The sequence below is a fragment of the Sphaerisporangium melleum genome, from assembly GCF_014646695.1.
GTDB classification, from domain to species: domain Bacteria; phylum Actinomycetota; class Actinomycetes; order Streptosporangiales; family Streptosporangiaceae; genus Sphaerisporangium; species Sphaerisporangium melleum.
In genome coordinates, this window is the sequence record NZ_BMNT01000053.1 from 38,340 (window position 1) to 49,099 (window position 10,760).

9 protein-coding genes are annotated in these 10,760 nt (G+C 73.4%); 7 read left to right on the forward strand and 2 right to left on the reverse strand.

Going from position 1 to position 10,760, the window contains the following annotated elements:
* The first annotated feature begins 224 nt into the window (after positions 1 to 224).
* From IEY93_RS33425 to IEY93_RS33450, 6 genes are read left to right on the forward strand one after another with little or no spacing between them, the layout of a single operon-like run.
* Positions 225 to 2,384: a molybdopterin oxidoreductase family protein gene (locus IEY93_RS33425; protein ID WP_189167173.1), complete on the forward strand. Its 2,160-nt coding sequence runs from the start codon at positions 225 to 227 to the stop codon at positions 2,382 to 2,384.
* The gene (locus IEY93_RS33430) at positions 2,381 to 3,778 is read left to right on the forward strand and encodes an FAD-dependent oxidoreductase (RefSeq protein WP_189167174.1); all 1,398 of its coding nucleotides are present in this window, start codon (positions 2,381 to 2,383) and stop codon (positions 3,776 to 3,778) included. The genes IEY93_RS33425 and IEY93_RS33430 overlap by 4 nt, the downstream gene beginning before the upstream one ends.
* Entirely contained in the window at positions 3,775 to 6,204 is a 2,430-nt protein-coding gene (gene nirB / locus IEY93_RS33435; RefSeq protein WP_189167175.1) for a nitrite reductase large subunit NirB, read from the forward strand. Before IEY93_RS33430 ends, nirB begins: the two co-directional genes overlap by 4 nt.
* On the forward strand, positions 6,201 to 6,569 hold the full coding sequence (gene nirD, locus IEY93_RS33440) for a nitrite reductase small subunit NirD (RefSeq protein ID WP_189167176.1): 369 nt from the start codon (positions 6,201 to 6,203) through the stop codon (positions 6,567 to 6,569). Before nirB ends, nirD begins: the two co-directional genes overlap by 4 nt.
* Positions 6,566 to 7,735 carry a uroporphyrinogen-III synthase gene (locus IEY93_RS33445; protein WP_189167177.1) on the forward strand — a complete coding sequence of 390 codons (1,170 nt, stop codon included), beginning with the start codon at positions 6,566 to 6,568 and terminating at the stop codon, positions 7,733 to 7,735. Before nirD ends, IEY93_RS33445 begins: the two co-directional genes overlap by 4 nt.
* Complete coding sequence (locus IEY93_RS33450) at positions 7,732 to 8,550, forward strand: sirohydrochlorin chelatase (protein WP_189167178.1); 819 nt, start codon at positions 7,732 to 7,734, stop codon at positions 8,548 to 8,550. The genes IEY93_RS33445 and IEY93_RS33450 overlap by 4 nt, the downstream gene beginning before the upstream one ends.
* Here the strand turns inward: IEY93_RS33450 and IEY93_RS33455 are convergent.
* Complete coding sequence (locus IEY93_RS33455; protein ID WP_189167179.1) at positions 8,436 to 9,092, reverse strand: hypothetical protein; 657 nt, start codon at positions 9,090 to 9,092, stop codon at positions 8,436 to 8,438. The genes IEY93_RS33450 and IEY93_RS33455 overlap by 115 nt on opposite strands.
* 324 nt (positions 9,093 to 9,416) lie before the next feature.
* On the reverse strand, positions 9,417 to 10,271 hold the full coding sequence (locus IEY93_RS33460) for a PAC2 family protein (RefSeq protein WP_189167180.1): 855 nt from the start codon (positions 10,269 to 10,271) through the stop codon (positions 9,417 to 9,419).
* 241 nt (positions 10,272 to 10,512) lie between these two features.
* Here IEY93_RS33460 and IEY93_RS33465 point away from each other — a divergent pair.
* A partial coding sequence (locus IEY93_RS33465) for a homocysteine S-methyltransferase family protein (RefSeq protein WP_189167181.1) occupies positions 10,513 to 10,760 on the forward strand: 248 nt, incomplete at its 3' end.

The window sequence follows — 10,760 nt, forward strand, 5'->3', positions numbered from 1 at the left end:
GGGGACGCCCGGACGGCACCGCCACCCACCGGTGCCGTCCGGGCGCATACGCGTGTGAGGAGACGTCCCGGCCGGTCGGAGCGCCCCGCCGCACCTCACCGCGCCGGCGGGAGCGAAGTGCGCACAGCCCGCCGGTGCCGAAGGTGAACACGGTTGGCGCCTTGTAGCACAGAGGTAACAGGAGGGACCCAACGGTGAAACGGCCCGAAAGCACCATCGAACCCATGCCGATCTCACTTTCCCCGCCGGCGCCTGTGATGGCGCCGGTCCACCTGGGAGAGGCGACGCACTGCCCCTACTGCGCCCTGCAGTGCGGCATGTACGTCAGGGGTGAGGCCGCGGGCGGCACGCTCACCATCACCCCCCGGCACGACATCCCGGCCAACGGCGGAGGGCTCTGCCAGAAGGGCTGGACGGCGGGCGAGCTGCTGACCGGCGGCGTCCGGCTGACCACCCCCCTCGCCCGCGCGCGGCGCGGCGGCCCGCTGGAGCCGGTGAGCTGGGACGAGGCGCTCGACCGCGTCGCCGGCGCCGTCCGCGACCTGCAGACCGCGCACGGGCGCGACGCGGTCGCGGTGTTCGGCGGCGGCGGCCTCACCAACGAGAAGGCCTACCAGCTCGGCAAGTTCGCCCGGGTGGCGCTGCGCACCAGCCAGATCGACTACAACGGCCGGTTCTGCATGTCCTCGGCGGCGGCCGCCGCCAACCGCGCGTTCGGCATGGACCGCGGGCTGCCCTTCCCGATCACCGACATCGCCGAGGCGGACGCGGTCCTGATGGTCGGCGGCAACGTCGCCGAGACCATGCCGCCCTTCCTGCGGCACCTGCGCGGCACGCTCATCGTCGCCGACCCCCGCGAGACCCGCACCGCCCGGCAGGCCAGGCTGCACCTGAAGGTGACCCCGGGCACCGACCTGGCGCTGGGGCTCGGCCTGCTGCACATCGCGATCACCGAGGGGTACGCCGACCGGGACTACATCGCCGCCCGCACCACCGGCTTCACCGAAGCCCGCGCCTCGGTGGCCGCCTGGTGGCCCGAGCGCGCCGAGCGGGTCACCGGCGTGCCGGTCGCCGCGATGCGCGAAGCGGTCCGCCTGCTCGCCACCGCCGACCGGGCCATGATCCTCACCGGCCGGGGCGCCGAGCAGCAGTCCAAGGGCGTGGACACCGTCACCGCGTTCATCAACCTCGCCCTCGCCCTCGGCCTGCCGGGCCGCGAAGGCTCGGGATACGGCTGCGTCACCGGGCAGGGCAACGGCCAGGGCGGGCGCGAGCACGGGCAGAAGGCCGACCAGCTCCCCGGCTACCGGAAGATCGACGATCCGGCCGCCCGCGCCCACGTCGCCGCCGTCTGGGGCGTCGACCCCGCCGAGCTCCCCGGCCCCGGCCGCTCGGCCTACGAACTGCTGGACGCCCTCGGCACCGACGGCGGTCCCCGGGGCCTGCTGGTGTTCGGCTCCAACCCGGTGGTCTCCGCCCCGCGGGCCGGCCACGTCACAGAGCGCCTGGCCGCCCTCGACCTGCTGGTCGTCTCCGACTTCGTGCTGTCGGAGACCGCCGCGATGGCCGACGTCGTGCTGCCCACCACCCAGTGGGCCGAGGAGCACGGCACCATGACCAACCTGGAGGGCCGGGTGCTGCTGCGCCGACAGGCGCTCACCCCGCCGCCGGGAGTGCGCAGCGACCTGGCCATCGTCGCCGGCCTGGCCACCCGGCTCGGCCGCGGCGAAGGCTTCTCCGACGACCCGCGCACCGTGTTCGACGAGCTGCGCCGGGCCAGCGCGGGCGGCGTCGCCGACTACTCCGGCATCACCTACGAGCGCATCGCCCGCGAGACCGGCGTGTTCTGGCCGGCCCCGGCCGAGGACCACCCCGGGACGCCGCGGCCCTTTCTCGACGGCTTCCCGACACCCGGCGGCCGGGCCAGGTTCGTCCCGGTGGAGCACCGCCCGCCCGCCGAGGAGATCGACGACGACTACCCCTACTACCTCACGACCGGCCGGCTCCTGGCCCACTACCAGAGCGGAGCGCAGACCCGGCGGATCGCGGCCCTCAACGAGGCGGCGCCCGAGCCCTACGTCGAACTGCACGCCGACCTGGCCGAACGCCTCGGCATCGTCTCCGGTGACCTCGTCCGGGTGACCAGCCGCCGCGGCTCGGCGAAGGCCGCGGCCCGGGTCGGCCGGGCCGTCCGGCACGACACGGTCTTCATGCCCTTCCACTGGGAGGGCGCCAACCGCCTGACCAACCCGGCGCTGGACCCGACGTCCCGGATGCCGGAGTTCAAGGTCTGCGCCGTCCGCGTCGAGCGCTGCGGCGACGGGGCGGACGAGCGGGACGAGATGGCGGGGACGCCGCGGGCCGGCCGAGGGAGGCAGGCGTGAGACTCGTCGTCGTCGGCAACGGCATGGCCGGGGCGCGCCTGGCCGACGAGGTCAGGGCGCGCGACAAGAACATCGAGATCACCGTGTTCGGCGCCGAGACCCGAAGGCCCTACAACCGGGTCCTGCTGTCCAACGTCCTCGCCGGCACCGCCAGCCCCGAACAGGTGCGCCTGCCGGCCCAGCTCGAGGGCGTGACCACCCGGCTCGGCGTCGCCGTCACCGCGATCGACCGCGGCGAGCGCGTCGTGCGCACCGCCGACGGCGCGGAGCAGCCCTACGACACGCTGGTGCTGGCCACCGGCAGCGAGCCGGTCGTGCCGCCCGTGCCGGGCGCCGGCCGGGCGATCGCGTTCCGGACCATGGACGACTGCCACCGCATTCTCGAGGCGGCGGCGACCGCCACGGGCGCGGTCGTCGTCGGCGGCGGGCTGCTGGGCGTGGAGGCCGCACGGGGACTGGCCGGCCGGGGCATGCCGGTCACCCTGCTGCACCTGGCCGGTCACCTCATGGAGCGCCAGCTCGACGCCGAGGCCGGGCTGGTGCTCGGCGAGGCGCTGGCCGGTCTCGGCGTGCGGGTCCGCACCGGCGTACAGGTCACGGCGATCCGCGAGGACGGCGTCGAGCTGGCCACCGGCGAGGTCCTGCCCGGGGAACTGGTGGTGCTCGCCTGCGGCGTGCGCCCCATGGTCTCCCTGGCCAGGGACGCCGGACTGGAGGTCGGCCGCGGCGTCGTCGTGGACGACCACATGCGCACCTCCGACCCGGCGATCTACGCCATCGGCGAGTGCGCCCAGCACGACGGCACCGTGTACGGCCTGGTCGCCCCCGCCTGGGAGCAGGCCGCCGTGGTGGCCGACCTGATCACCGGGGCCGACCGGGCCGCCCGCTACCGCGGCTCGCGCCTGGTCACCCGGCTCAAGGCCAGGAGCGTCGAGCTGGCCGCGATGGGCGAGACCCACCTCAGCGACGACGCCGGTGCCGTCGAGGTGGTCCGCTTCACCCACCGGGCGCGCGGCATCTACCGCAAGCTCGTGATCAGGGACGACCGGCTGGTGGGGGCGATCCTGCTCGGCGACGCGCCGACCGTGGGAACGCTCACCCAGCTCTACGACAGGGGCGGGCCGCTTCCCGGCGACCCGGCAGGGCTGCTGTTCCCTTCGCTGGAGCACGCGACCCCGGCCGACACCCCGGTCTTCATGCCCGACTCGGCGCGGGTGTGCGAGTGCAACAACGTGACCAAGGGCCGCATCCGCGCCTGCTGGGAGGCGGGTGCGCGCGACATGGCCGCCGTGGCGGCGGCCACCCGGGCCACCACCGGCTGCGGAAGCTGCCGGAGCGCGGTCGCGGGGATCATCGGCTGGCTGTGCGAGCAGGAAGAGGAGGTCCGCGCGTGAGAATCGTCGTGGTGGGATATGGGCCCACGGCCCACCGGCTCGTGGAGTCCCTGACCGGACGCGGGTTCACCGGCACGATCACCGTTCTGGGGGAGGAGCCGCGGCACGCCTATGACCGGGTGGCGCTGACCTCCTACCTGACCGGGGCGACCCTGGAAGACCTGACCTACCCCGCACCAGAGGGCCCGGCGACCGTGCGGCTGGCCGAACGGGTGACCGAGATCGACCGCGACCGCCGCGTCGTGGTCACCGCGGGCGGGCACGAGGAGCCCTACGACGTGCTGGTGCTGGCGACCGGCTCCGCGCCGTTCGTGCCCCCGGTGCCCGGGGCCGAGCACGCGTTCGTCTACCGGACGATCGACGACCTGAACGCCATCCGCGACGCCGCCTCCGGCGCCTCGGCAGGTGTGGTGGTCGGCGGCGGGCTGCTCGGCCTGGAGGCCGCCGACGCGCTGCGCGGCCTGGGCCTTGCCACCCACGTCGTCGAGATGGCCCCCTGGCTGATGCCCCGCCAGGTCGACGAGGGCGGCGGCGCGGTGCTGCGCGGCCACGTCGAACGGCTCGGCCTCTCCGTGCACACCGGCACCGGTCTGAACCGCATCGAGCCGGACAAGGTCGTCCTGGCCGACGGCACCGAGATCGACGCCGGGGTGGTGGTGTTCTCCGCCGGCATCCGGCCCCGCGACGAGCTGGCCTTCCAGGCCGGGCTGGAGCTCGGCGAACGCGGCGGCATCGTCGTCGACGACGCCATGCGCACCTCCGACCCGGCGATCTACGCCATCGGCGAGTGCGCCCTGGTGGGCGGCATGGTGTACGGCCTGGTCGCACCGTGCTTCAGCATGGCCGAGGTCGCGGCCGACCGCATCCTCGGCGGCGAGGCGGTGTTCACCGGAGGCGACCTGTCGGCCAAGCTGAAGCTGCTCGGCGTGGACGTGGCGAGCTTCGGGCAGCTCTCGGGCGCGCTCGACGTCACCTACATGGACCCGGTGGCCGGCGTCTACAAGAAGCTGTTCATCAGTGACGACGCGCGCACCCTGCTCGGCGGCATCTGTGTCGGCGACGCCGGCCCCTACAGCCTCCTGCGGCCGATGGTGGGCAGGGAGCTGTCCGCCTCGCCGAGCGACCTGCTGTTCGCCGGCGCCGGTGGCGCCGGGCTCTCGGGCGCCGACTTCCCCGACGACGCCCAGGTCTGCTCGTGCAACAACGTCACCAAGGGGCAGATCTGCACGGCCATCCACGAACTTGGGCTGACCGACGTCGCCGGGGTCAAGAAGTGCACCCGCGCGGGCACCAGCTGCGGAAGCTGCGTGCCGGCGCTGGCCTCGATCCTCGCCGCCGAGGGCGTCGCGCTCAGCAAGGCACTGTGCGAGCACTTCGAGTACAGCAGGCCCGAACTCTTCGACATCGTCCGGGTGCGCGGCATCACGACCTTCTCCCAGCTCATCACCGAGCACGGCCGGGGCCGCGGCTGTGACATCTGCAAGCCGGCCGTCGCCTCCATCCTGGCCTCGCTGAACGGCGGGCACGTACTGGAAGGCGAGCAGGCCGCGCTGCAGGACACCAACGACCACTTCCTGGCCAACCTGCAGAAGAACGGCACCTACTCGGTCGTGCCGCGCATCCCGGGCGGGGAGATCACCCCCGAGAAGCTCATCGTGATCGGCGAGGTCGCCCGCGACTTCGGCCTCTACACCAAGATCACCGGCGGGCAGCGCATCGACCTGCTCGGCGCCCGGGTGGAACAACTGCCCAAGATCTGGAAGCGGCTGGTGGACGCCGGCTTCGAGTCCGGGCACGCCTACGGCAAGGCGCTGCGCACCGTGAAGTCCTGCGTCGGCTCCACCTGGTGCCGCTACGGCGTCCAGGACTCGGTCGGCATGGCCATCGCCCTGGAGCTGCGCTACCGGGGGCTGCGCTCCCCGCACAAGCTGAAGTCGGCGGTGTCCGGCTGCGCCCGCGAGTGCGCCGAGGCGCGCAGCAAGGACTTCGGCATCATCGCCACCGAGAACGGCTGGAACCTCTACGTCGGCGGCAACGGCGGCTTCAAGCCCCGCCACGCCGACCTGCTGGCGAGCGACCTGTCCGACGACGAACTGGTCCGCACCATCGACCGCTTCCTGATGTTCTACATCCGCACGGCCGACCGGCTCCAGCGCACCTCCGCCTGGGTGCAGGCCATCGGCCTCGACTACCTGCGCGACGTGATCGTGGGCGACTCGCTCGGCATCTGCGCCGACCTCGACGCCGCGATGGAGCGGCACGTGGGCGGCTACTTCGACGAGTGGCGCGCCACGCTCGACGACCCCGACAAGCTGCGGCGCTTCGTCAGCTTCGTCAACGCCCCCGACACCCCCGACCCGTCCATCGTCTTCGAGACCGAACGTGACCAGATAAAGCCAGTCCTCCTGGAGGTGACACGCGCATGACGATCATCCAGAACCACCCGGAGACCCGCACCGGCACCGCGACGGCATGGACGCCGATCTGCGCCCACGCCGACCTGCTCCCCGAACGCGGCGCCGCCGCGCTGGTCGCCGGCCGGCAGATCGCCGTCTTCCGCACCTTCGACGGACGCCTGTTCGCCGTCGGCAACCGCGACCCGTTCAGCGGCGCGTACGTGATCTCCCGCGGCATCGTCGGCACCCGCGGCGAGGAGCCGGTGGTCTCGGCCCCCATGCACAAGCAGTCGTTCTCCCTGGTGACCGGCATGTGCCTGGACGACCCGGCCACCGCCATTCCGACCTATCCCGTCCGTGTCCACAACGGCACGGTGGAAGTGAGCGTGGCATGACGGCCGCCCTCGTGGAGGATCCCATGACGGCGCCGGAGACCGCGCCCGACGCCCTCGCGGGCTTCACCATCGGGGTGACCGCGACCCGCCGCAAGGAGGAGTTCGCCGCCCTGCTCGAACGGCGCGGCGCCCGGGTCGTCCGGGCGCCCGCCATCCGGCTGGTGCCGCTCGCCGAGGACGCCGACCTGCTGGCCGCCACCCGCGAGTGCCTGGCCGGGCCGGTCGACGACGTCGTGGTCACCACCGGCGTCGGGTTCCGCGGCTGGGTGGCCGCCGCCGAGGGCTGGGGGCTGTCCGGCGACCTGGCCGGGCACCTGGCCGGCGCCCGCCTGCTGCCGCGCGGGCCCAAGGCCCGCGGCGCCGTGCGCGCCGCCGGGCTGAACGACCACTGGACCCCGCCGACCGAGTCCTGCGAGGAGATCAAGGACTACCTCCTGGCCCAGGACCTGCATGGACGGCGCATCGTGGTCCAGTTGCACGGCGAGCCGCTCACCGGGTTCGTCGCCGCGCTGCGCGCGGCGGGCGCCACCGTCATCGAGGTGCCCGTCTACCGGTGGCTGCCCTACCGCGACCCCTCGCCGCTGCGCCGCCTGATCACCCAGGCGATCTCCGGCTCGGTGGACGCCGTCGCCTTCACCAGCGCCCCCGCCGTGCTCGCCATGCTGAACGCCGCCCGCGCCGAAGGGCTGGAGGAGGCGCTCCTCGCGGCGTTCCACGGCCCGGTCGTGGCCGCCTGCGTCGGCCCGGTGACCGCGTCCCCGCTGGTGACCAAGGGCGTGCCGGTGATCCAGCCCGAGCGCGCCCGGCTCGGCTCGCTGGCCCGCACCCTCGCGCGTCACCTGCCCGAGCACAGCGTCACCCGGGTCACCGCCGGATCGCACGAGCTGGAGATCCGCGGGCACGCCGTCGCCGTGGACGGCGAGCTCAAGCCGCTGCCGCCCGCCCCGATGGCGGTGCTCAAGCGCCTGGCCGAGCGTCCCGGACACGTGGTGCCCCGTTCGGACCTGCGCGTCGTGCTGCCCGGCGGACCATCCCGCGACTCGGCCGAGCACGCCGTCGAGATGGCCGTCACCCGGCTGCGCCGCGCCCTCGGCCCCTCCGGCATCGTGGAGACCGTCGTCAAGCGCGGCTACCGCCTGGCCTGCGACCGGCCGGAGGCCCGATGACCCTCGTCCTGGCCGCCCACGGCACCCGCAGCGCGGCGGGCGAGGCCACCCTGGCCGCGCTGGCCGACCGGGTGCGCCGCGCGCGCCCCGGCCGCCGCGTCGAGCTCGCCTACCTGGAGATCAGCTCCCCGCTGCTCGCCGATGTCCTGGCGCGGGTGCCCGGGCCGGTCGTGGTGGTCCCGCTGCTGCTGGCCGGCGGCTACCACATCCACATCGACCTGCCCGCCGTGGTCGCCCGGGCCCGGCCGGACGCGCTGATCGCCGGGCACCTCGGCCCCCACCCGCTGGTCACCTCCGTGCTGGCCCGGCGGCTGGCCTCCGCCGGCCTGCGCCCCACCGACGCCGTCGTCCTCGGCGCCGCCGGCTCCTCCGACCCCGCCGCGGTCGCCGACGTCCGGGCCGCGGCCCGGCTGCTGTCGGTGCGGCTGGCCCGCCCGGTCACCGCGGCGTTCGCCTCGGCGGCCGCCCCGACGCCGGCCGAGGCCCTGCAGCGGCTGCGATCCGGACCGGCCCCCCGGGTCGCGATCGCCTCCTATCTGCTGGCCCCCGGGTTCTTCCAGGGACGGCTGGAGGCCGCGGAGGCCGACCTGGTCAGCCGGCCCCTCGGCGCCGACGACGACCTGGCCGCCCTGGTCTGGCACCGGTTCGACCAGGCCATGGCGCGTTCCGCCGTCCCGGCGGCCCCGGCGGCACGGCCGGGTCAGGAAAGCGCCGGCGCGCGGGGCGCGACGGCCTCCAGCCGCAGCTCGCGCACGATCTCCAGGGCGCCGTCGTCCCGGGACAGGCAGGCGCCCGCGCCGATGAACATCTCGTAGTAGGCGTGCCGGAAGCAGCCCGCCAGCAGCAGGCGGGCACTCGCCTCCGGGGTGACGTCGGGTGCGATACGGCCGAGGCTCCGCTCGGCCGCCAGGTAGCGCGCCAGCGGGGCGATCTCGGAGGCCGGGCCGAGCTCGGTCTCGCGCAGCGCCTCGCGGAAGCGCACGGTGATGGACGGGGAGATGAACGCGGGCATCGCCGCGGCCTGGACCTCGGCGTAGTAGTCGATGCCCTCCCGGGCCACCGGCAGCAGGTTGTCGTTCACCCGCCCCTTGCCGGTCCGGTGCATCAGCTCCTCCAGGGTGCGCAGCCAGACCGGAAGGCGGTCCTGCAGCAGGACCAGGAAGGTCTCCACCGCCCGGGCGGGGGTGGTGCCGTGCAGCTGAGGGTAGCCACCGGCTCCGGACGGGGAGGCCGCGTCGGCCGGGGTGCCGGATTCGTCCTCCGCGGCCTGGTGCCGCTGCATGAACACCGACATCGCAAGGACGCGCCGCCGCGTCTCCTGTGCTCTCTTGTGCGGGTCGGGATAGGGAATCGCCATGGGTGCCCCAAGGTGCGCAGTCACATGTGTAGGTTCAGCACGCGGATGGCGGAGCTCACGATGTTTGCGGAGTCGTGCTCGTCCCCGTTATCGGATCGTTGCCGCGCGTGAGGTGCCGCCCATGATCAATGGTGCGGAAGCGGCGCAGCGGCCAATTATTACCTGAAATCCACGCCGCTCGCGGCGAATATTAGGAACTATCCGCAATACAGCTTTATCCGCTTTGAACGGATAAAGCATGAGATGGCCGGGAAATTCCGGCTACTCCGTGACTCGACCGGTCCCTGTCGCCCTGAGCGGCCCCCGGCCTGGCGCGCGGACCGGTCAGCCGCTGTCGTCGTTGTCCCGCCGGCGCAGGTAGCGCTCGAACTCCGCCGCGATGGCGTCGCCGCTCGCCTCGGGCAGATCGGCCGCGTCCTTGCGTTCCTCCAGCTCGCGGACGTACTCGGCGACCTCGGAGTCCTGCGAGGCCAGCTCGTCCACCCCGTGCTCCCATGCCTGCGCCTCCTCGGGCAGCTCGCCCAGCGGCATCGGGATGTCCAGCAGGTCCTCGATGCGGCGCAGCAGCGCCAGCGTGGCCTTGGGGTTGGGCGGCTGGGCGACGTAGTGCGGCACCGACGCCCACAACGAGATCGTCTGGATCCCGGCCGTGCCCAGCGTGTGCTGCAGCACTCCGACGATGCCGGTCGGCCCCTCATAACGGGTGAGCTCGAGGTTGAGCGAACGGGCGAGGCCCGGATCGCTGACCGAGCCCACGATCGGCACCGGCCGGGTGTGCGGGGAGTCGTTGAGCAGGGCGCCCAGCAGCACCGCGGTCTCCACCCCGAGCTCCAGGCAGATGGCCACGATCTCCGAGCAGAACGTGCGCCACCGCATGTTCGGCTCGATGCCGCGCAGCAGCACGACGTCGCGCTCGCTGCCCGGCGGGCGGGCCACCAGCAACCGCGTCGTCGGCCACACGATCGACCGGGTCACGCCGTCACCCAGCTGGACCACCGGCCGGGTCACCTGAAAGTCGTAGTAGTCCTCGGGGTCGAGCTCGACCAGCGGGGACGCCTTCCATTCCGCTTCCAGGTGCGCCAGAGCCCCGCTCGACGCCTCTCCGGCGTCGTTCCACCCCTCGAACGCGGCGATCAGCACCGGGTCGACGAGCTCGGGGAGTCCTTCGAGCTCGATCACGCGCCGCCTCCTCCTAGCCTGGCCGAGACCGCACGGGCCTGCCGGAGCGGTCTCAGGGCCGCCGGCGGCGGCCTCGTACCCGACCAAGCCTATTCGTTGAGGGGTGCCCGGTGTCACGGGAGAGGGCATAGCGGTCCGAGTACGGCGTTCTGAGCGGCGGCGTTCGCTCTTCGCGATAGCGCCGGCCGGCCCGGCCACCGCCTTCGGCGGCGCCGCCGCGGCTCCCGCTAGGCTTGGGCGCATGAATAGCGAAGCGTCCTTCAGGCAGGCACTGTCCCAGCGTGTGATCGTGGCGGATGGAGCCATGGGGACGATGTTGCAGTCCTACGACCCCACGCTCGACGATTTCGACGGGCACGAGGGCTGCAATGAGGTGCTGAACGTGACGCGCCCTGACATTGTGCGCGCGGTCCATGACGCGTATTTCGCTGTTGGTGTTGATTGTGTGGAGACCAACACGTTCGGGGCGAATCTGGCGGCGTTGGGGGA

Coding starts and splice junctions, on each gene's coding strand:
- IEY93_RS33445 (WP_189167177.1), top strand. CDS start 6,566: ATGACGGCCGCCCTCGTGGAGGATCCCATGACGGCGCCGGAGACCGCG.
- nirD (WP_189167176.1), top strand. CDS start 6,201: ATGACGATCATCCAGAACCACCCGGAGACCCGCACCGGCACCGCGACG.
- IEY93_RS33455 (WP_189167179.1), bottom strand. CDS start 9,092: ATGGCGATTCCCTATCCCGACCCGCACAAGAGAGCACAGGAGACGCGG.
- IEY93_RS33450 (WP_189167178.1), top strand. CDS start 7,732: ATGACCCTCGTCCTGGCCGCCCACGGCACCCGCAGCGCGGCGGGCGAG.
- IEY93_RS33425 (WP_189167173.1), top strand. CDS start 225: ATGCCGATCTCACTTTCCCCGCCGGCGCCTGTGATGGCGCCGGTCCAC.